At 60.3% G+C, this 20,925-nt stretch carries 22 protein-coding genes and 2 rRNA genes (1 of these 24 cut by a window edge); 9 read left to right on the plus strand and 15 right to left on the minus strand.

Going from position 1 to position 20,925, the window contains the following annotated elements; genetic code table 11:
- The first annotated feature begins 44 nt into the window (after positions 1–44).
- Positions 45–1,949 (plus strand): transcription antiterminator, encoded by a 1,905-nt coding sequence (locus I6L33_RS02180; protein ID WP_216973475.1) that lies wholly within the window; start codon positions 45–47, stop codon positions 1,947–1,949.
- A 15-nt stretch (positions 1,950–1,964) separates the two neighbouring features.
- Here I6L33_RS02180 and npr read toward each other — a convergent pair whose 3' ends face one another.
- From npr to I6L33_RS02230, 10 genes are all read right to left on the minus strand, one after another.
- A complete protein-coding gene (npr, locus tag I6L33_RS02185) occupies positions 1,965–2,237 on the minus strand; it encodes a PTS phosphocarrier protein NPr (protein WP_005305943.1) in 273 nt (90 codons plus the stop codon).
- A 20-nt stretch (positions 2,238–2,257) separates the two neighbouring features.
- Entirely contained in the window at positions 2,258–3,124 is an 867-nt protein-coding gene (gene rapZ / locus I6L33_RS02190) for an RNase adapter RapZ (protein WP_005305946.1), read from the minus strand.
- Positions 3,125–3,166: 42 nt separating this feature from the next.
- A complete protein-coding gene (gene ptsN, locus I6L33_RS02195) occupies positions 3,167–3,613 on the minus strand; it encodes a PTS IIA-like nitrogen regulatory protein PtsN (RefSeq protein ID WP_005305951.1) in 447 nt (148 codons plus the stop codon).
- A gap of 2 nt (positions 3,614–3,615) precedes the next feature.
- Entirely contained in the window at positions 3,616–3,903 is a 288-nt protein-coding gene (hpf, locus tag I6L33_RS02200; protein WP_005305957.1) for a ribosome hibernation promoting factor, read from the minus strand.
- Between the two features lie 21 nt (positions 3,904–3,924).
- Positions 3,925–5,364 carry an RNA polymerase factor sigma-54 gene (locus tag I6L33_RS02205; RefSeq protein WP_010635929.1) on the minus strand — a complete coding sequence of 480 codons (1,440 nt, stop codon included), beginning with the start codon at positions 5,362–5,364 and terminating at the stop codon, positions 3,925–3,927.
- Between the two features lie 65 nt (positions 5,365–5,429).
- On the minus strand, positions 5,430–6,155 hold the full coding sequence (gene lptB, locus I6L33_RS02210) for an LPS export ABC transporter ATP-binding protein (protein WP_005305964.1): 726 nt from the start codon (positions 6,153–6,155) through the stop codon (positions 5,430–5,432).
- 3 nt (positions 6,156–6,158) lie between these two features.
- Positions 6,159–6,686, minus strand: coding sequence for a lipopolysaccharide transport periplasmic protein LptA (lptA, locus tag I6L33_RS02215; protein WP_010635928.1), 528 nt, complete (start codon positions 6,684–6,686; stop codon positions 6,159–6,161).
- Entirely contained in the window at positions 6,673–7,233 is a 561-nt protein-coding gene (gene lptC, locus I6L33_RS02220; protein ID WP_010635927.1) for an LPS export ABC transporter periplasmic protein LptC, read from the minus strand. Before lptC ends, lptA begins: the two co-directional genes overlap by 14 nt.
- The gene (gene kdsC, locus I6L33_RS02225) at positions 7,230–7,784 is read right to left on the minus strand and encodes a 3-deoxy-manno-octulosonate-8-phosphatase KdsC (protein ID WP_017766397.1); all 555 of its coding nucleotides are present in this window, start codon (positions 7,782–7,784) and stop codon (positions 7,230–7,232) included. The genes lptC and kdsC overlap by 4 nt, the downstream gene beginning before the upstream one ends.
- Positions 7,784–8,779 carry a KpsF/GutQ family sugar-phosphate isomerase gene (locus I6L33_RS02230; RefSeq protein ID WP_005305976.1) on the minus strand — a complete coding sequence of 332 codons (996 nt, stop codon included), beginning with the start codon at positions 8,777–8,779 and terminating at the stop codon, positions 7,784–7,786. Before I6L33_RS02230 ends, kdsC begins: the two co-directional genes overlap by 1 nt.
- Positions 8,780–8,986: 207 nt before the next feature.
- Between I6L33_RS02230 and mlaF the strand changes: the two genes are divergently transcribed.
- The 7 genes from mlaF to murA are packed head-to-tail and all read left to right on the plus strand — an operon-like array spanning position 8,987 to position 13,507.
- Positions 8,987–9,787, plus strand: a complete 801-nt coding sequence (gene mlaF / locus I6L33_RS02235) for a phospholipid ABC transporter ATP-binding protein MlaF (protein ID WP_017766396.1) — start codon at positions 8,987–8,989, stop codon at positions 9,785–9,787.
- On the plus strand, positions 9,787–10,566 hold the full coding sequence (gene mlaE, locus I6L33_RS02240; RefSeq protein ID WP_005305981.1) for a lipid asymmetry maintenance ABC transporter permease subunit MlaE: 780 nt from the start codon (positions 9,787–9,789) through the stop codon (positions 10,564–10,566). The genes mlaF and mlaE overlap by 1 nt, the downstream gene beginning before the upstream one ends.
- Positions 10,567–10,573: 7 nt before the next feature.
- Complete coding sequence (gene mlaD / locus I6L33_RS02245) at positions 10,574–11,065, plus strand: outer membrane lipid asymmetry maintenance protein MlaD (protein WP_005305985.1); 492 nt, start codon at positions 10,574–10,576, stop codon at positions 11,063–11,065.
- A gap of 9 nt (positions 11,066–11,074) precedes the next feature.
- Positions 11,075–11,707, plus strand: a complete 633-nt coding sequence (mlaC, locus tag I6L33_RS02250; protein ID WP_005305988.1) for a phospholipid-binding protein MlaC — start codon at positions 11,075–11,077, stop codon at positions 11,705–11,707.
- On the plus strand, positions 11,704–11,976 hold the full coding sequence (locus tag I6L33_RS02255) for a lipid asymmetry maintenance protein MlaB (protein WP_005305991.1): 273 nt from the start codon (positions 11,704–11,706) through the stop codon (positions 11,974–11,976). Before mlaC ends, I6L33_RS02255 begins: the two co-directional genes overlap by 4 nt.
- Positions 11,976–12,233 (plus strand): BolA family iron metabolism protein IbaG, encoded by a 258-nt coding sequence (ibaG, locus tag I6L33_RS02260; RefSeq protein ID WP_005306001.1) that lies wholly within the window; start codon positions 11,976–11,978, stop codon positions 12,231–12,233. Before I6L33_RS02255 ends, ibaG begins: the two co-directional genes overlap by 1 nt.
- Positions 12,234–12,250: 17 nt before the next feature.
- The gene (gene murA / locus I6L33_RS02265; RefSeq protein ID WP_017766394.1) at positions 12,251–13,507 is read left to right on the plus strand and encodes a UDP-N-acetylglucosamine 1-carboxyvinyltransferase; all 1,257 of its coding nucleotides are present in this window, start codon (positions 12,251–12,253) and stop codon (positions 13,505–13,507) included.
- 87 nt (positions 13,508–13,594) lie between these two features.
- On the opposite strand, the gene pmbA is transcribed toward murA, so the two are convergent.
- Positions 13,595–14,938, minus strand: coding sequence for a metalloprotease PmbA (gene pmbA / locus I6L33_RS02270; protein WP_017779766.1), 1,344 nt, complete (start codon positions 14,936–14,938; stop codon positions 13,595–13,597).
- A 113-nt stretch (positions 14,939–15,051) separates the two neighbouring features.
- On the opposite strand from pmbA, the gene yjgA reads away from it, so the two are divergent.
- Entirely contained in the window at positions 15,052–15,576 is a 525-nt protein-coding gene (yjgA, locus tag I6L33_RS02275) for a ribosome biogenesis factor YjgA (RefSeq protein ID WP_010635921.1), read from the plus strand.
- 85 nt (positions 15,577–15,661) lie between these two features.
- Here the strand turns inward: yjgA and I6L33_RS02280 are convergent, their stop codons facing one another.
- The 4 genes from I6L33_RS02280 to I6L33_RS02295 form a co-directional block, all read right to left on the minus strand.
- On the minus strand, positions 15,662–18,745 hold the full coding sequence (locus I6L33_RS02280; protein ID WP_216973476.1) for a transglycosylase domain-containing protein: 3,084 nt from the start codon (positions 18,743–18,745) through the stop codon (positions 15,662–15,664).
- A 216-nt stretch (positions 18,746–18,961) separates the two neighbouring features.
- A complete protein-coding gene (gene tmaR, locus I6L33_RS02285) occupies positions 18,962–19,279 on the minus strand; it encodes a PTS system regulator TmaR (RefSeq protein ID WP_010635919.1) in 318 nt (105 codons plus the stop codon).
- A gap of 295 nt (positions 19,280–19,574) precedes the next feature.
- Positions 19,575–19,689 (minus strand): 5S ribosomal RNA (gene rrf / locus I6L33_RS02290).
- An 83-nt stretch (positions 19,690–19,772) separates the two neighbouring features.
- Positions 19,773–20,925: ribosomal RNA gene (locus tag I6L33_RS02295) — 23S ribosomal RNA — on the minus strand; it runs 1,736 nt beyond the window's last position.

Here is a 20,925-nt window from a genome sequence, read left to right on the forward strand (position 1 = left end):
TAACATCGGTTTTTTATTCTGCGACAGGAGTCCGATCCCCCCTCATGACCAAGCTGCCCCATCCCAGACTCCAGCAACTGCTCACCCTGCTCCACGCCGAACCGCTGCCGCAGGAGGAGCTGGCCCGCCGCCTCAATGTCTCCACCCGCACCGTGCGCACCGATGTGGCGACCCTCAACGAGATCATCGCCACCCGGGGCGCCCACCTGATCCACCAGCGCGGCAGCGGCTACCAGCTCAAGATCTACAATCAGGAGCTGTTCGCGGCGCTGCTGGCGGCCCAGGAGCAGGAGAGCGGGCTGCCCCGCACCAGCCGCGAGCGGGTGCTGCACCTGCAGATCCTGCTGTTGACGGCGGAGCAGGGCATCAAGCTCGACGAGCTGGCGGACACCTGGTATCTGAGCCGGGCGGCACTGCAGGGGGACATGGCGGAGGTGCGGGAGCGGCTCGCCCACTTCGACCTCGCCATCGACAGCAAGCCCAGGCAGGGGATGCGGATCCAGGGGGGTGAGACGGCCATCCGCGCCTGCCTCACCCAGCTGCTCTATCAAGAACTGCTGCACAGCAACCCACTGCAGAGCCTGCTGCCCAACCTCTGTCCCAGCAAGACGCTGGAGGTAGTGGGCAATCACATCCACGAGCAACTCGGCCGCCACCAGCTGCGTCTGGCCGACGAGAGTCTGCAGCAGCTCGCCATCTACTGCGCCGTCGCCCTGCTGCGCCAGGCCGCGGGCCACGAGCTGCGCCAATTCACCGGCGAGGATCTCACGGCGCCACTGCTGGCGGTCGCCCGCGATACCTATGGCGAGCTGCCGACCCTGACCCCGCCGGGGGAAGAGGAGATAGCCTGCCTCGCCATCCAGATCCAGGCCCGCCTCACCGCCGATGCCCCCCAGCTCAGCCCGGCCATGGCGGCCGAGAGCGAGCAGCTGGTAGAGCACCTGCTCGCCTACATCCACCAGCACTACCCCTATGACCTGCGCGGCGACCTGCAACTGCGGGCCGACCTGCAGACCCATATCAGTGCCATGCTGCTGCGGGTCAAATACCAGATCGGCAGCCACAATCCGCTGGCAGACCACATCAAGCAGTATTACCCCCTCGCCTACGACATCACACTGGCGGCCATCTCGGAGTGGATCAAGCAGACCCCTTACCGGCTGACCCACCACGAGATAGGCTATCTGGTGATCCACATAGGGGTTGGACTGGAGCGTCACTACGACATCGGCTACACCCGCCGTCCCCAGGCGCTGCTGTTGTGCGATGCGGGCAACGCCACCTTCCGGGTGCTGGAGGCTCGCATCAAGCGGGAATATCCCCAGCTGCAGTTGACCACGCTGGAGTCGGTGCGGGATTACGAAGGGCTGGCGCGAGTCGAGCAGGATTTCGTCATCAGCACCGTCAAGGTGAGCGACAAGAACGTGCCCGTGGTGCAGGTCGCCCCCTTCCCCACCCAATACCAGCTGGAGCAGCTCGGCAAGCTGGTGCTGGTCGATCGCACCCGCCCCTATCTGCTCGACAAGTACTTCGATGCCGACCACTTCATGGTGGTCAGCGAACCGCTTAGCCAGGGGGCACTGTTTGATCGCATCTGCAGCCAGCTGGAAGCGGAAGATCTGGTGGAGAGCGGCTTTCGGGGATCCTTGCAGGAGCGGGAGCGCATCGTCTCCACCCTGCTGGGAGACGGCATCGCCCTGCCCCACTCCCTCGGTCTGCTGGCGCGCCGCACCCTGGTCTATACCGTACTGGCCCCGCAGGGGATCGACTGGGGCAACGGCGAGAGCGCTACCCTCATCTTCGTGCTGGCCATCGCCAAGGCCGACTACGAAGAAGCGATGGGGCTCTACGATCTTTTTCTGGCACTGATGAACGAAAAAGCCAGCAGGAGTCTGCTGGCTTGTCGGGATTTTGCCACCTTCAAGGCGCTGGCACGCAGCGCACCTTGAGCATGAAGGGGCCGGTTACTCCTCGTTGAAACCCGAGGTGAACAGCGCCACCACGGCGGCCAGGGCCTCCACTTCCTCGGGCCCCTCCACCTGAACTTCCACCTGCTTGCCCTGAGCGGAGTCCAGCATCAGCAGGCCGATCACGCTGTCCGCGTCGGCCTCGACCCCCTCTTCGTTGCGCAGCAACACGTGAGCATCGAACCCCTGCACCAGCTCGAACAGCATCATGGCCGGTCTGGCATGCATGCCCAGTTTGTTTTTCACTTCCACCGAGGCTGAGACGGTCATCTGATCTTCCTATTGGTCCATCAAAATTGCGGCGCACTCTTGTCGAGGGTGCGGTGGCGGATCTGGACGTTCTTGCCCAGCAGGCGAAAGGCGCCGGCCAGCTGCTCGGCAATGAATACCGATCTGTGCTGACCACCGGTACAGCCGATGCCGACCGTCACATAGCTGCGATTGTTGCGCTCCAGGTGGGGCAGCCAGGTCGCCAGCATGTTCTCGATCTGCAGGATGAACTGCATCACGTCGGGCTGGCTGGAGAGGTAGCGGGCCACCGGTTCATCCTTGCCGGTGAAGGGTTTGAGCTCCGGGATCCAGTGCGGATTGGGCAGGAAGCGGGCGTCGAACACGAAGTCGGCATCCTTGGGAATGCCGTACTTGAAGCCGAACGACTCGAACACCAGCACCAGCTCGTTCTCCTTCTTGCCGAGCACCCGGGTCTTGATGAGCTCGCTCAGGTCGTGGATGCTGAGGTTGGTGGTGTCGATGCGCAGATCGGCCGTCGAGGAGAGCGGCGCCAGCAGGTGGGTCTCTTCCCGGATCGCCTCGTCGAGCGACAGCTTGTTGCGCGACAAGGGGTGCAGCCGGCGGCTCTCACCATACCGTTTGAGCAGGGTGGAGTTTTCCGCATCGAAGAAGAAGCTCGTGAACTCCACTCGCCCCTCGTTGCGAACCTGGGCCAGCAGGGTTTCCAGCTTGTCGGAGCTCGCCGGCAGGTTGCGCACGTCGATGCTGACCGCCAGCTTGTCATACTGGCTCTCGACCGAGACGATCAACTGGGGCAGCAGGTTGACCGGCAGGTTATCCACGCAGTAATAACCGAGATCCTCCAGCACACGCAGGGCAACTGTCTTGCCCGAGCCGGAGCGCCCACTCACCACTATTAATTGCATCTTGTTCCCTCACCGCTTGGCGTCATTGCAAGGGCCTGCATCTCAGGCCGATGTCATGATCTGATAGAGTTCTTCATCACTGGTTGCCTGGCGCAACTGGCGGCATACCGCCTTGTCGCCCAGTTTGGATGCCATCAGGGAAAGGGTCTTGAGGTGCTGCTTGCACTCGCTTTCCGGCACCAGCAGGGCAAACAGCAGGTCAACCGGTTGATTGTCGATGGAATCGAAGGGGATAGGCTCTGCAAAGGTCATCAGGATCGCGGTCGGCGGAAACTCGTCGCCGATCCGGCCGTGGGGAATGGCGATACCGGCTCCGATCCCGGTACTGCCCATCTTTTCTCGCGCCAGCAGGCACTCGAAGAGTACCTGACGAGAGGTCCCCAGGCGCTCAGCGGCTAACTCGCTGATGATCTCCAGGGCGCGTTTCTTGCTGGTACAAGGGACCGCACTTTTGGTGCAGTCCCGACTCAGTATGTGTTCAAGTTGCATGGTTATTTTTGGTTTAACTTATCTTTGTGCTTGATGATCTGCCGATCCAGCTTGTCCAGCAGGGTATCAATCGCCGCATACATGTCAGCATGCTGCGAGTTGGCGAACACCTCACCCCCGCTGACATGCAGCTTGGCTTCGGCGATCTGGTTCAGTTTTTCTACGCTCAACACCACATGAACATTGTTGATGTGGTCAAAGTGACGCTCGAGTTTGGCAAATTTGTTGTTCACATAATCACGCAGAGCTTCGGTGATCTCGACATGGTGTCCGGTCAGGTTGATTTGCATAACGTCTTCCTTTTGTTTTGCCTAAACCAGGCGTTTGCGCTGATTGGATGGCGGGATCAACAAGGATTCACGGTACTTTGCGATCGTGCGTCTCGCCACCATAATACCCTGTTCGGCCAGCAAATCCGCGATCTTGCTATCACTTAGCGGCTTGGCGGGATTCTCCGCCGTGACCAGCTTCTTGATGAGCGCGCGAATTGCGGTCGATGAGCACTCTCCTCCTCCCTCGGTGTTCACATGGCTGGAGAAAAAAAACTTCAGTTCGAAGATGCCGCGCGGCGTGTGCATGTACTTCTGGGTGGTCACCCGCGAGATGGTCGACTCGTGCATCTCCACCGCTTCGGCGATGTCGTTGAGCACCATGGGTTTCATGGCCTCTTCACCGTATTCGAAGAAGCCCTGCTGCTGCTCGACGATGCAGCTGGCCACCTTGAGCAGGGTGTCGTTGCGACTCTCCAGACTCTTAATGAACCACTTGGCTTCCTGCAGGTGGGAGCGGATGAACTGGGTATCCTGACTGGTGCGGGCCTGTCTGGCCATGGCGGCATAGGTCTCGTTGACCCGAATGCGCGGGGCAGAGTCAGGGTTGAGCTCGACCACCCACTTGTTGCCCTTCTTGACCACGGAAACATCCGGGATCACGTACTGGGATTCGCTCTGGATGACGCCGTTTCCGGGCCGCGGCTCCAGCTGCTGGATGAGATCCAGCACCTCCTTGAGGTCGTTCTCCTTCAGCTTGGTCTTGCGGGCCAGGGTGCGGTAATCGCGGTTGCCGAGCAGATCCATGTGCTCGAGGATCACCTCCCTGGCTTCGTTGAGCCAGGGCAGATCAGGGGAGTACTGGCCCAGCTGGATCAGCAGGCACTCCTGCACCGAGCGGGCGGCGATGCCGACCGGATCGAAATGCTGCACCCGCTTGAGCACGGCCTCCACTTCATCGAGTTCCACCTCGACATCCTCGCTGCTCACCGCCGCCTGAATATCCTCAAGCGACACCGTCAGATAACCGGATTCGTCGATGGCATCTATGATGGCGAGGGCGATGGCGGCATCCACGTCGCTGAACGGGGTCAAGCGCATCTGCCACAACAGGTAGTCCTGCAGGTTCTCGGTGGTCTCACCCTGATAGATGCTGTCTTCCCCGTCATGGATGGGGCCTGCGCTCTGAGCCGTGCCTGCCGAATAGACCTCTTCCCAGGTGGTATCCACCGGCAGTTCGTCCGGCATCTGGTCCTGGGCCATGGCATCGCTGGAATCGAGCTGGCTGACGTCCACTTGGTCGACCGGGCTGGTCTCCTGAACGTCGTTTTCCTCTTGCTCCAGCAAGGGGTTGTTGTCGAGCGCTTGCTGAATTTCCTGCTGGAGTTCCAGAGTGGAGAGCTGGAGCAGACGAATCGCTTGTTGTAATTGCGGCGTCATGGTCAGGGACTGACCGAGACGCAACTGTAATGTCGGCTTCATCTACGTCGGGATATCCTTATGGTCAGCGAGGCAGTCGTCACAGGAAATGAAGAGATGCCCCCTTACTATAGACTGAATTGATCGCCCAAATAGACGCGCTTGACCTGCTCATCGGCGAGTATTTCCGCCGGTGCACCTTCGGCAATCATCTTGCCGTGGCTGACGATATAGGCCTTCTCACATACGTCCAGAGTCTCTCTGACGTTGTGGTCGGTGATCAAGACGCCCAGGCCTCTATCTTTGAGGTGCTGGATGATCTTCTTGATGTCTATCACAGAAATGGGGTCTACCCCGGCAAAAGGTTCATCCAGCAGGATAAAACGCGGCTCCGCCGCCAGCGCACGGGCGATCTCGACCCGGCGTCGCTCACCGCCCGACAGGCTCTGGCCCAGGCTGTCGCGGATATGGGTGATGTTGAACTCTTCCAGCAGTTGCTGAACCTTGTCCTCCCGCTCCTCGCGGCTCAATCCCTTGCGGGTCTGCATGACCCCCATCAGGTTGTCGAACACCGACAGGCGCCGGAAGATGGAGGCCTCCTGCGGCAGATAGCCGATACCGTTGCGGGCGCGGATATGCATGGGTTGCAGGCTGATGTCCTGATCATCGATGGTGATGAGACCGGCATCGCTCTGTACCAGCCCCACGATCATGTAGAAGGAGGTGGTCTTGCCGGCGCCGTTCGGGCCGAGCAGGCCGACGATCTGACCGGTGCCCACTTCCAGGCTCACATCGCTGACCACCATGCGGCGCTTGTAGCTCTTCTGCAGGCCGGCTGCTTTCAACACTGCCATGGTTTATTTTCCCTGCTTCTTCTGATCGGCCGGCTTGTCGAAACTCTCGACCTGATCCGGCAGGAACACCGTCTTGACCCGCTGGTTCGGGGTCTTGCTCTCGGCAACCATCTTCTGTTTGACGATGTCGTAGCGAATGAGATCGCCATTGACCTGGCTGTCTTCCTGCTTGAGCTGGCCATCGCCGGTGATGGTCACCAGCCGGTTCTTCAGCTCATAGCGAATGCTGTTGCCGTGGGCATTGACCGGCTTGCCGTTGTCCAGGATCTGGAAGAAGGTGGCTGGCTTGCCATAGGCCGTCATCACCTCAGCCCCCTTCTCACCGGAGCGGATCACCACTACCTTGTCGGCCTTGATCTTGATGGAACCCTGGGTGATGGTCACATCCTGCTCGAAGGTGATGCGATTGTCCTGCAACTCGGCCACCTGCTTGACCGCGTCCACATAGACCTTCTCGGCAAAGTCGGACTCTTTGGCGCTCACGGTGCCGCACAGCAGCAGGGCCGCGAGGGCCAGATTAGCGTTTTTCATTGAAATAGATGGCATGGCCCTGATCCAGTAATTCGAAATATTTGCGCTCCAGATGACCCTTCAGGCCAACGCCCTCGGTCTGGAAGTCCTTACCCACTATGCTGACTTGCTGATTGCTTCTCACGTTCTGGGTCACCAGATCCAGCTCCAGATAGGGGGTATCCAGTGTGGAGATGAAGGAGGTGGGCAGCAGACCGTCCAGATGTACCTTGTCCCGCAGGATCACGTTGTCATCGGTGTTGAGCACCCCGGTCTCGGCGTTGACCTTCCACTCGGCTTCGCCCTGCTTGTCGAACATGTAGACCACCGGCTTGTCGAAGGTGGCCTGTTCCAGGATCTGGTAATACTCCGCGTAGCGGGACTCGAGCCGTTCGGTACGCAGTCCCTCGGCATTGAAGCGGGTCGTCACCAGATTCTTGGCGGTGAAGTCCGGCTGATAATTTTCCACCTTGGTGGTCGGCTCCGGTGCCAGCTCGATATCGCCGAGCTGCCAGGCCGCCAGCGCCACTAGAAACAGCAGGGCAAACAACAGGGTCTGTCTGCTCATACCGAGGCCTCAGGCTGATAATCACCCAGCCCCTGAGCCTGCAGGATGAGATCGCACACCTCGCGCACCGCCCCCACCCCACCGGCCAGCCGGGTCACCATGTCGGCCCGCGCCAGCACCAGCGGATGGGCGTCGGCCACGGCAATGCCGAGGCCACAGGCCTGCATCACCGGCAGATCGATGGTGTCATCTCCCATATAGGCTGCTTGCGATGCATCCAGCCCCAGCTTGGCCAGCAGCGCCTCGAAGTGGGGCAGCTTCTGATCCGCCCCCTGCACCAGGTGCTGCACCCCCAGGCTCTTCATCCGATCGCTGACGATGCGGGAGTTGCGGCCAGTAATGATGGCAATCTCGATGCCGGCATTGAGCAGCGCCCGCATGCCGGCGCCGTCGCGAGTGCAGAAGGTTTTCAGCTCTTCGCCGTCATTTCCCATGTAGATGAGGCCGTTGGAGAGCACCCCGTCCACATCGCACACCAGCAGGCGGATTTGCGCCGCCTGATCAAACTGGCTGCGCGTCACCGGACCATAGAGGGTCGGTACGTTTTGCATCAAATTACTCCGGCTTTCAGCAGGTCGTGCATGTTGAAGGCCCCCAGCGGGCGCTTGTCGCCATCCACGACCAGTAATCCGTTGATCTTTCTGGTTTCCATCAGCTTGACGGCCTCGGCCGCCATCATCTCTGGTCCCACGGTAACACAGTTCACCGTCATGACGCGGCTGATCGGGGTGTGATGGATATCCACCTGCAGATCCAGAATGCGGCGCAGGTCGCCATCGGTGAACAGGCCGGCCAGCACGCCGTTGCCATCAACCACCGCCGTCATGCCGAGCCCCTTGCGACTCACTTCCAGCAGTGCCTGGCTGATGGTGGCATCTATCCCCACCTGGGGCAACAGCTCGCCGCTGTGCATCAGATCGCCGACTCGCAGCAGCAAGCGCTTGCCGAGCGACCCGCCCGGGTGAGAGAGCGCGAAATCGTCGGCGGTAAAACCGCGGGCTTCCAGCAGGGCCACCGCCAGCGCATCGCCCATCACCAGGGTCGCGGTAGTACTGGAGGTCGGCGCCAGCCCCAGCGGGCAGGCTTCCTTCTCCACCTTGATGCACAGGTGCACGTTGGCTTCTTTTGCCATGGTGGAGGCCGGGTTGCCGGTCATGCAGATGAGCGGAATGCCGCGGCGCTTGAGTACCGGCAGCAGGGCCAGGATCTCGTCGCTCTCACCGGAGTTGGAGATGGCGATGATGAGATCGCCGCCGGAGATCATCCCCAGATCGCCGTGGCTGGCTTCACCCGGATGGAGGAAGAAGGCGGGAGTGCCGGTGCTGGCCAGGGTCGCCGCTATCTTGCTTCCGACATGACCTGACTTGCCCATGCCGGTGACCACTATCTTGCCACTACAGCGCAGTATCATCTCGCACGCCTGATCGAAGGCATCGTTCAGGTACTGGTAGAGTCCATCAATCGCTTGTTTCTCGATGTCCAGCACGGTACGGGCGCTGCGACGAAAATCGAACAGTTCAGACACTTTTTCAGACTTTACAGACATAAAGGCACAGCTCCGGGCTGAAATTTGCTGCGGGATTATAAAAAAGTCTGTCGAGATAAGCGAATCGGATACTTCTTGGGCGTAAAAGAGAGACAATTGGTTACAAAAAACTGTCGCGCGTCTGGATGGGCAGACTGTTCAATAGTTGTTCCTTGCTGTTGCTTAGACCTAGACTAGCCCATAAAATTCGCTCTTCATTTACACCGGATGGACAATTGTTTGAACGATGACCTGATCACCATCTCCGACCTGACCTTCAGTCACGGAGATCGGCTGTTATACGACGGGATAAACCTGACCATTCCCCGTGGCAAGGTCACTGCGGTCATGGGCCCCAGCGGCATCGGCAAGACTACCTTGCTGCGGTTGATCGGCGGCCAGCTCAAGCCCGAATCCGGTCATATCCTGTTTGACGGGGAAGATATCCCCACCCTCTCCCGCTCGCGCCTGTACGAAGTGCGCAAGCGGATGAGCATGCTGTTCCAGAGCGGCGCCCTGTTTACCGGCATGACGGTTTACGACAACGTGGCCTTCCCGCTGCGCGAGCACTCCGGCCTGCCGGAGGAGCTGATCCACACCATCGTCATGATGAAGCTGCAGGCTGTGGGCCTGCGCGGCGCGGCAAGACTGATGCCGTCCGAGCTCTCCGGCGGCATGGCCAGGCGCGCGGCGCTGGCCCGCTCCATCGCGCTGGATCCGGACCTCATCATGTATGACGAGCCGTTCGTCGGCCAGGATCCCATCACCATGGCGGTGCTGGTGAAGCTCATCAAGGATATGAACGATGCCCTCGGCATCACCTCCGTCATCGTCACCCACGACGTGAAAGAGGTACTGAGCATTGCCGACTACGCCTATATCATCGCCAACCGCAAGGTGGTGGCGCATGGCACGCCGGCCCAACTGCGCGAGGAGCACAATCCCGAGGTCGAGCAGTTCCTGAAAGGATTGCCCGACGGTCCTGTTCCGTTTCATTTTCCGGCAGGCGAGCTGCTACAGGATCTCTGATGTTGACAAGCCAGGTAAGCAAACTGGGGCGAAGCGGGGTGCGGTTCATCAGCGCCATCGGCCGCGCCACCATCATGTTGTTTCACGCGTTGGCGGGCAAACCCGCGCCGCGCAAGCACTTTCCGCTGCTGGTACAGCAGCTCTATGTGGTCGGGGTGCAGTCGGTCGCCATCATTCTGGTGTCGGGCCTGTTCATCGGCATGGTGCTCTCGCTACAGGGCTACAACGTCCTGAAGGACTTTGGCGCCGAGCAGAGCCTGGGCCCGTTGGTCTCCCTCTCCCTGCTGCGAGAGCTGGGTCCGGTAGTGACCGCCCTGCTGTTTGCCGGTCGTGCGGGCTCCGCCCTCACCGCCGAAATCGGCCTGATGAAGGCCACCGAGCAGCTCTCGAGCCTCGAGATGATGGCGGTGGATCCGCTGCGTCGGGTGGTGGCGCCGCGCTTCTGGGCCGGGGTCATCAGCATGCCGCTGCTGGCCTTCATGTTCAGCCTGATCGGCATCTTCGGCGGCAAGCTGGTCGGGGTGGACTGGCTGGGGGTCGATGAGGGGGGCTTCTGGTCCGCCATGCAGGCCTCCGTCGACTGGCAGGATGACATCATGCAGGGCGCCATCAAGAGCCTGATCTTCGCCCTGGTGGTCACTTGGATTGCGCTCTTTAACGGTTATGATGCCAAGCCGACCTCGGCCGGGATCAGTCAGGCCACAACCCGCACCGTGGTCCACTCCTCCTTGGCCGTGCTCGGCCTGGATTTTATACTCACCGCAGTCATGTTTGGATAAGGTAAAGATGAAGTTCAGCAAAGTAGAATTCCTGGTTGGCACCTTCATGCTGGCCGGCATCGGTGCCATTCTGGCATTGGCACTGCAAGTGGCCGGTTTGAGTTTCAAACCGGAAGGAGAAACCTATACCCTGCGCGCCCATTTCGATAATATCGGCGGCCTGAAAGTACGCTCTCCGGTCAAGGTGGGCGGCGTGGTGGTCGGTCGGGTCAGCGACATCAGCCTGGACGCCAAGAGCCAGGTTCCGGTCGTCTCCCTGCAGATGCAGAAGAGCGCCGGCGAGTTCTCCGAGACCAGCACCCTCTCCATCCTGACCTCAGGCCTGCTGGGTGAGCAGTACATCGGCCTGGTACCCGGTTTTACCGATGAGGAGATGGGCACCAGCATGCTCAAGGATGGCGACATGATTGAAGACACCAAATCCGCCATTGTGCTGGAAGACCTGATTGGCAAGTTCCTCTACAGCCAGTCTTCCGACACCAAGTCAGACAGCAAGTAAGGAGTAACCATGTTCAAGAAGATCGCCCTGTTGCTGGGCCTGATGACCAGCATGCTGTTTTCCCTGACCGCGCAAGCCACCGACGCCACCGACCCCTACGCCCTGGTGGATCAGGCGGCCAAGCAGACCTTCGCCCGCCTGAAATCCGATCAGGCCCAGGTGAAGAGCAACCCGGACCACCTGCGGGTGATCATCCGCGAAGAGCTGCTGCCTTACGTGGACAACCGCTTCGCCGCCTACAAGGTGCTCGGCAACCAGATCAAGCAGACCACCCCGGCCCAGCGCGACGCCTTCGTCGAGGTGTTCACCGAGTACATGGTGAGCTCCTACGCCGACGCCCTGGCCCATTTCGACAAGCAGACCGTCAAGGTCGAGCCGGGCAAGGCCGCCGGTGACAGCAATATCACCGCCGTCAACGTCAGCGTGAAAGAGGCCGGCAAGCCGGACATCTTCCTCGAGTTCAAGCTGCGCAAGAACAACAAGACCGGCGAATGGAAAGCCTTCGACATGGTCGCCGAGGGGATCAGCCTGCTCTCTGCCAAACAGAATGAGCTGGGTGGCCTCATTCGCCAGAACGGCATCGATGCGGTGATCGCCCAGCTGCGCGCCCACAATGCCAAGCCGCTGGTGCTCAAGTCATGAGACTGAGCGGCGAGCTGCAGGCGGCTCAGGTGATTGAGCTGTGGCAACGGCGGGCTGACTGGTGGCAGGAAGATCTGCTCGAGCTCGGCGACGTGACCACGCTGGATTCCGCCGGGCTGGCCCTGCTGGTCAAATGGGCCAAAGCCGCTCTGGCACGAGGCGCCACACCGCAACTGGTGGGCGCCTCCGCTGATTTCTATACCCTGGCCAACCTCTACGGAGTGGCCGGATTGTTTCAATCAACCCCGCTCACAACTGAGGACGCATAATGCAAGTCTCTGAAATTGAAGCGATACTCCTCGAGGCTCTGCCATTGTCCGAAGTCCATGTCAAAGGGGATGGCAGTCACTACCAAGTGATCGCCGTCGGTGACATGTTTGACGGCATGAGCCGGGTCAAGAAGCAGCAGGCCATCTATGCCCCGCTGATGGACAAGATCGCCAGCAACGCCATTCACGCACTCTCCATCAAGGCCTTTACCGATGCCGAGTGGAAACGCGAACGTAAATTTCTACTGCCCTCCTGATTTGGTATCAAACGTAAATGGACAAATTCAAGATCGATGGTCGTTGTACTCTCAACGGCGAAGTGACCATCTCTGGCGCCAAGAACGCCGCTCTGCCGATCCTGTTCGCCACCCTGCTGTGTGATGAGGAGATCCACCTCTCCAACGTGCCGCGTCTGAAAGACGTGGGGACCACCATCAAGCTGCTGGAGATGCTGGGCGCCACCACCAAGGTGAACGGCAACGTGACCGTGCTGACCGGGGCCGTGAACAACCACGTCGCCCCCTACGAGCTGGTGAAGACCATGCGCGCCTCCATCCTGGCGCTGGGCCCGCTGGCCGCCCGTTTTGGCGCGGCTGACGTCTCCCTGCCCGGCGGCTGCGCCATCGGTGCCCGTCCGGTCAACCTGCACGTGCACGGTCTGGAGCTGATGGGCGCCAAGATCGTCATCGAGGAGGGTTACATCAAGGCCCGCGTCGACGGTCGCCTGAAGGGTGCCCACATCCTGATGGACATGGTCTCCGTCACCGGTACCGAAAACCTGATGATGGCCGCCACCCTGGCTGACGGCCGCACCGTGATCGAAAACGCCGCGCGCGAGCCGGAAGTGGTCGATCTGGCCCACTTCCTCAACGCGCTGGGCGCCAAGATCCAGGGCGCGGGCACCGACACCCTGATCATCGACGGCGTCGAGCGTCTGCACGGTGGCAGCTACAGCGTGCAACCGGATCGTATCGAAACCGGTACCTTCCTGGTGGGCGCCGCGGTCACCGGCGGCAAGATCACCTGCCGCAACACCGACCCGACCCTGCTGGAAGCGGTTCTGGTCAAGCTGGAAGAGGCCGGAGCCCTGATTGAGAAGGGTGAAGACTGGATCTCCCTCGACATGACCGGTCGCACCCTCAAGCCGGTCACCATCAAGACCGCGCCCTACCCAGCCTTCCCGACCGACATGCAGGCCCAGTTCACCGTGCTGAACGCGGTGGCCAAGGGCACCGGTATGGTCACCGAGACCATCTTCGAGAACCGCTTCATGCACGTGCCCGAGCTGGTACGGATGGGCGCCGACATCGAACTGCAGGGCAATGTGGCCATCTGCCGCGACACCGAGCAGCTCAAGGGTGCCCAGGTGATGGCAACCGATCTGCGCGCCTCCGCCAGTCTGGTGCTGGCCGGCTTCGTGGCAGAAGGCTCCACCATCGTCGACCGTATCTACCACATCGACCGTGGCTACGAAGACATCGAGCAGAAGCTGCAAGGCCTCGGCGGCCGCATCGAGCGCATCAAGGGCTGATTGCCGCCCCTGCGCACGCCGATACAAAAAGGCCCCTCGCACAGCGAGGGGCCTTTTTCATGAGTGCTGATCGGTGGGATCGCGGGGTCAGTGTCCCGCCAGCTTCATGTTCTCGACCAGCACAGAGCCTGTCTTGAGGCTGGAGCGCTCATCTTCGTCGCTGCCCACCGCCACTATGTGGCTGAACATCTCTGCCAGGTTGCCGGCGATGGTGATCTCCTCGACCGGATAGGCTATCTCGCCATTCTCGACCCAGAAACCGGCGGCGCCGCGGGAGTAGTCACCATTGACGATGTTTACCCCCTGCCCCATCAACTCGGTCACCAGCAGGCCGGTGCCCATCTCCTTGAGCATGCCATTGAAATCCTGACCTGTGCTGGAGACCTGCCAGTTGTGGATGCCGCCGGCGTGGCCTGTGCTGGTCAGCCCCAGCTTGCGGGCAGAGTAGGAGGTAAGCAGCCAGCTCATCAGCTCGCCATTGCGCACTATGTCCATGTCGCGGGTAAGCACCCCTTCCCCATCGAACGGGGTGCTGGCCAGCCCCCCCAGCAGGTGGGGGAATTCCTGGATGGTGAGCCATTCGGGCAGGATCTGTTTGCCCAGCTTGTCCAGCAGGAAGCTCGACTTGCGGTAGAGGTTGCCGCCGCTGATGGCCATCACCAGATGACCCCAGAGCCCGGCCGCGGTATCGGGATGGAACAGCACGGGTGCATGGCGGGTGGCGATCTTGCGGGCACCGAGGCGGGAGACGGTGCGCTCCACCGCCTCATCGGCAATGCGCTGCGGGCTCCAGAGGCCCTCCAGGGTACGGCTGGAGGAGTAACCGTAATCACGCTGCATGTCGCCGTCCTGCTCGCCGATCAACACGCAGCTCAGGGAGTTGCGCGAGGCGGCATAGCCTTTGACGAAGCCGTGACTGTTGCCATAGACCTTGATGCCGAGGTGGCTGGAGAAACCAGCGCCGTCGGAGTGTTTGATACGGGCATCGCGCCCCAGCGCCAACCGCTCGCACTCGGTGGCCAGCTCGATGCCATATTGGGGATCCAGCGCGACCGGGTGGCACAGCTGCAGATCCGGGGCGTTCCAGGCCAGCAGATCTGCATCTGCCAGACCGGCGCACTCGTCAGGGGAGGTATGGCGAGCAATCTCCATGGCCGCTTCCACGGCGGCGCGAATGGCTGACGGGCTCAGATCCGTGGTGGACGAGGATCCCTTGCAGCCATCGCGATAGACGGCGATGCCGAGCGCGCCATCCTTGTTGAATTCGATGCTTTCCAGTTCACAACCGCGGGTGTTGACCGACAACCCGGTCTGTTTGCTGATGGAGACTTCGGCCAGCGAGGCGCCCAGTCCCTTGGCGATATCCAGGGCCTCGGCAACCACGGCCTCGAGATGGGCTTGATCCTGGCGGATTTGGTCTTGCTGATCCATAACTCACATCTGTATGAAGGAAGGAAAGGGGCTAAGCATATCAGACCCCTGCGCCCAGCGGGAGAAGCTGGTAACATATCCGCCAAACGTGAATGACAGGAATCAAGAGACCGATGAGTCAATATCAAGACGACAACGAGTGGGAAGACTGGGGCCCCAGCAAGAGCCAGCTCAAGCGTGATGCCGAGGCGCTGCAGAAGATGGGGGAAGAGATCGTCTCCCTCAGCCACAGCGAACTGGAGAAGATCCCGCTGGATGAGGAGCTGGCCGAAGCGGTCGAGCTGGGCCGCAAGCTCAAGCCGAAGAAGGACGAGTCTTTCCGCCGCCACCTGCAGTTCATCGGCCGGTTGATGCGCAGCCGCGATGTGGAGCCCATCGTCGAGGCGCTCTCCATCATCAAGAATCGCCACTCCACCGTCAACGCCCGCCTGCACCGGCTGGAACAGTGGCGCGAGCGGCTGATCAACGAAGGCGACAGCGCCCTCAACGAGCTGATGTCCCAGTTCCACGAGCTGGACCGCCAGAAGCTGCGCCAGCTGATCCGCACCGCCAACAAGGAGCGGGAGCTGAACAAGCCGCCGGTGGCCTATCGCGAGATGTACCAGTATCTGCGCGGCGAGATCGAAGATCTGCTGTAAGTGATGACTCACGTTCGCCGACAGGCAGCGGTCAACACAAAATGAAACGGGGCCTATACGGCCCCGTTTTTCATGGCGTGAAGGGTCAGTTACCCGCTACGCACTGGGTGTGGGTTTCCGGTTGCAGATAGGGCATCAGCAGCGGCGCCATCCCCTTGAGCACCTGTACCGGCAGGGCCGAGGTGAAGCGGAACTTGTCGGACTGGCTGCCAGGCACATAGGCCGTCAGGGTGCCGAAGTGATCATCCCCGATGTAGAAGACGAAGGTCGCGGTCCGGTTGCGGGCCAGCGAACTGGTCACGTTGCCGTAGCGGCCCACCGTCTCGATCCGGTTGTCACCGGTCCCCGTCTTGCCCCCCATCTGCAGCACTGTACCGTCCGGCAGGGCGAAGGCGCCGGCGATGCGCCTGGCGGTGCCCCCTTCCACCACCTTCGACAACGCGTTGCGCAACGCAGTGGCTACCTCTACCGGCAATACCCGGGTCCCCTCGGTCTGCGCCGGCGTGAACTCTGTCTCGAACGGCGTGCCCTTGGCAAACGAGAGGTGCTCGATGCGCAGGGTCGGCGCGCGGATGCCACCATTCTGGATGATCCCCATCAGCTCGGCCAACGCAGCAGGGCGGTCGCCCGAGCTGCCCAGCGCGGTAGCCAGCGACGGCACCAGGTGATCGAACGGATAACCCAGTCTGGCCCAGCGCTGATGGATATCGAGGAAGGCCTCGACCTCCAGCATGGTGCGGATCCGGCTGTCCCGGGCGCTGCGGTGACGGGTCTTGAACAGCCAGCTGTAAACCTCCTGCCGCTCGTCCCGGCTCGCCTCGACGGCATCGGCGAAGGTCGCCTTGTCAAACTCCTTGAGATAGGAGAGCAGCCACAGCTCCAGCGGGTGTACCCGGGCAATATAGCCCTGATCCGGTAGCGAATACTTGCCGGGGCCATAGCTGGTGTAGAGCTGTTCGATGCGCCGCTCGCTCAGTTTCTCCCGCGGCAGGCGCTTGGCCAGGAAGGCCGCGAAGGTCTCCTGCGAGGCATCCGGCATCAGGTAGCGGTGCACGGCGGCAAGGCGCACAGCGCTGGGTTTGAGGCCATCCAGGAAGGTGTCGAGCTGCTCCTCCGGAGTCTTGCCACGGTATTTGCGCCAGAAGCGCAGCAGATAGGTCTGTCCCTCCTTGTCTGCAAACTTGGCCAGATATTCGGTGCGGCGCGGATCCTTGTCATCCTTGAGCAGCTGGGCGCGGTTGCCCTCCCGGTAGAGGCTGTAACGAACGATATCGCGCATCAAGCGTACGAACGGCAGGTTGATGGACTCACGTAAGGCATCGCGAATGGCCGGAATGCGGCCGTTGTCTTCGCGCCGAAAGTTGTTGAAGGTGTGCATGCCGCCACCGGTGAAGAACCCTTCGTTCGGGCTGGCGGAATACTTGCGATCCAGCGCAGCCTCCAGCATCAGGGGCAGGCTCTTGTCCTTGGCAGTCATCAGGTAAGAGACGGCCCAGCGGCTGATGTTGTCCTGATCCGACACCTCTATCTTGCGCAGGCTCTCGGCCGACATGCCGGCATAACTGTCGTGCAGCTCGGAGACGATCTCCAGATAGGTGGTCAGCACCCGCAGCTTGGCGGTAGAACCCAGCTCCAGCTTGCTGCCCTCGTTGATGTCGAACGGCTGATCCGTGTTGTCAGTCTGCACCCGCACCTTGAAGCCTTGCGGCGATTTTTCGAACAGGGTGAAGCTGTACTTCACATCCCCCGTCTTCTCCGGCGAGAGCAGGCGCTCACCAAACAGGCCGACCTGAGCGGCAAACGTCGGATCAGCCAACTGTTGCAGGTAACGGGAAACCTCGTTTTGCAGCGGCATGTTGAGGCTGGTATCGGCCGTCAGATCGAGCCGGTCCAGATCGTAGAGCTGCACCCCGAGCTGACGGCTGAGACGGGTACGGGCAACCTGCAACCCCTTGTTGTTGTTGACCTTGGTCACCGCGGGGGACTGCAGGAAATCACGGAAGGTGATCTTGGCCTTCAGCGCAGCCTCCATCAGCGGCGGGGTGATCATCCCTTCCTGCACGAACAGGCGCAGATAGCTGTCGGTCAGTGTGGCCAGTGCCTCACGTCCCTGAGCCAGGTAATAGGAGGGGCGGCGATGGGCAATCATCAATGAAACCACCTGACGCAGTGCCAGCCCCTGCTCCGCCAGCGAGGCATCCTGGTTGCGAGCGGGATCCAGCAGCCGGTTCACCTCGTCAACATTGGCACCGAACCAGACCCAGAGGCCATCACCCAGACCGTGCACCTCGCCATAACCGGGGGCCGCCGAGAGTGGCACCGAGTTGAGGTAGGCCCAGGCAACCAGCTTGCGCGCCTCCAGGGTCTCCGGCCCAAGCCGGTAAGCCCGCACGCTGGCGGACGCCATCTGGCGGATCTTCTCGGTGGGGGAGAGCGTCAGGCCATCCGGCGAGTGGCGGTACTTCTCGACCTGGGTCGCCAGGGTACTGCCGCCAGCCGACTGATCCTGCATATCGAGCGCCTTGCCCACCTGGGACATGGCCGCCTTGGCAAAACGGGGCCAGTCCACGGCCGGGTTGGCCAGCGGATGTTCGTTGCTGAGCAGATCGCGGTTCTCGATGAACAGCAGCGACTGGATCACCAGCGGCGGGATGGAGGCAAAGTCCGGATAATAGTGGGTCGGATACTTGAACTGATAGAAGGGTTCCGCCCGGCAATCATGCAGGGTCAGACCGGCCTGGACCTTCTCGGTATAGGGGACGAAGAAGCCGCGGCTGGCGTAGTCATACAAGGCATCGGAGAAATGCACCTGCTCGCTGACCTGATAGCCGCGCTGCAGCAGACGCTCCTGCATCATGGGCAGCAGCACATAACCCAGCCGCTTGTCGAAGGGGCCATCCTCGGGAAAGGCAATCCGCTTGCTAAGGCCGGGCTCGACCTGATAGGTCAGCTTGGCGGCATAGCGGGAGATCTCCTGCGACTGCAGGCGCGATGTCTGCATCTCATAGCCCACCAGAGCAATCACGGCGGCCAGGCACAGCAAAAAGAGAAAGCAGAACAACCAGCGCCACCAGGGACGACGCTTGCGCTTGTACTTCCCGTCCGCGCTTGGGACAGATGAATCCTGATATGCCACTTTGTTCAAATCCGTCTGTTCTGATGCGCCCATATCAGCCCCACCATGGTTGCGCAATTTATTGTGTTTCACTCAAGCTTAGTCGTTTCAAGTCAATGGCTTGAAATCTATTGACCGCTTTGTAGTGATGGTAACAGGGCGATCATGAAAAGGGGAGCCGATTGTTGCAGAGCGGCGAGAGATCCGAGCTGATGGCAGAAAGCAAAACACCGGCCATGGGCCGGTGTTTTGGGAGAATAATGAGCGAGCTTACTTGCTGGAGCTCATCGCCTTGAGCTTGGTGCCCAGGTCTTTACGCTCCTTGGAGAGCTCGGCGTTTTTGATGATGTGATCATCCACCCGCTCTTCATAGTCAGCACGCATGTTGGCGATGATGGCCTGAACCTCATCGATGCTCATGCCAGGCTTGATGTAATCACTCAGGTTGTCGAGCAGCAGCACCCGCTTCTGGTTGTCACGGATCTTCTTCTCATTGTCTGCGATTTCACGCTTGAGCTTGTTCTGACGACGGGACATACGCACATATTCCAGTACATCGCTGAAGGTGGACTTGTTTACTTGTTCCATATCGATACCACTGACGTAAGGTTGATAAAAGCAGGCCAAGTTGCATCCGTACCAGAGAAACGAGCATGAGAGAGTACGGGCCAACCCAAGATGCCCTTTACTCTACCGAGTTATGAAGCAGATACAACCCTAATTGCAGCTCTGGTGCCGGGTTTCGGCAGAGGAGAGCCGAGTGGAGAATAAGGAGTGAGGCAGGCACGGCTCATGTATCGAAGAACCGCGGTCAAATACGAATCAAGCTTAATTTCAGGCAATAAAAAAGCCCGCTCAAATGAGCGGGCTTCTTCAATTGGGTGCCTGGCAGTGTCCTACTCTCGCATGGCGAATGCCACACTACCATCGGCGCTACAGCGTTTCACTTCTGAGTTCGGCATGGGGTCAGGTGGTTCCACTGCGCTATTGCCGCCAGGCAAATTCTTCAATCTGAAAAAGCTGATTTAATTCTTCGTTCTCGGTATCTGCTACAAGCCTTAGAACACTTCTTGGGTGTTGTATGGTTAAGCCTCACGGGTAATTAGTATGGGTTAGCTCAACACGTCGCCGCGCTTACACACCCCACCTATCAACGTTGTGGTCTCCAACGGCCCTTTAGGACCCTCAAGGGGTCAGGGATGACTCATCTCAGGGCTCGCTTCCCGCTTAGATGCTTTCAGCGGTTATCGATTCCGAACTTAGCTACCGGGCAGTGCCACTGGCGTGACAACCCGAACACCAGAGGTTCGTTCACTCCGGTCCTCTCGTACTAGGAGCAACTCCCTTCAATCATCCAACGCCCACGGCAGATAGGGACCGAACTGTCTCACGACGTTCTGAACCCAGCTCGCGTACCACTTTAAATGGCGAACAGCCATACCCTTGGGACCGACTTCAGCCCCAGGATGTGATGAGCCGACATCGAGGTGCCAAACACCGCCGTCGATATGAACTCTTGGGCGGTATCAGCCTGTTATCCCCGGAGTACCTTTTATCCGTTGAGCGATGGCCCTTCCATTCAGAACCACCGGATCACTATGACCTACTTTCGTACCTGCTCGACCTGTCCGTCTCGCAGTTAAGCTGGCTTATGCCATTGCACTAACCTCCTGATGTCCGACCAGGATTAGCCAACCTTCGTGCTCCTCCGTTACTCTTTGGGAGGAGACCGCCCCAGTCAAACTACCCACCAGGCACTGTCCGCGAGCCCGATTCAGGGCCCTGCGTTAGAACATCAAACATACAAGGGTGGTATTTCAAGGACGGCTCCAGCGCAACTGGCGTCACGCCTTCAAAGCCTCCCACCTATCCTACACATGTAGGTTCAATGTTCAGTGCCAAGCTGTAGTAAAGGTTCACGGGGTCTTTCCGTCTAGCCGCGGGTACACCGCATCTTCACGGCGAATTCGATTTCACTGAGTCTCGGGTGGAGACAGCATGGCCATGGTTACACCATTCGTGCAGGTCGGAACTTACCCGACAAGGAATTTCGCTACCTTAGGACCGTTATAGTTACGGCCGCCGTTTACCGGGGCTTCGATCAAGAGCTTCGCTTGCGCTAACCCCATCAATTAACCTTCCGGCACCGGGCAGGTGTCACACCCTATACGTCCACTTTCGTGTTTGCAGAGTGCTGTGTTTTTGATAAACAGTCCCAGCCATCTGGTCACTGC

The organism is Aeromonas sp. FDAARGOS 1403, from assembly GCF_019047325.1.
Classification (GTDB): Bacteria; Pseudomonadota; Gammaproteobacteria; order Enterobacterales; family Aeromonadaceae; genus Aeromonas; species Aeromonas dhakensis.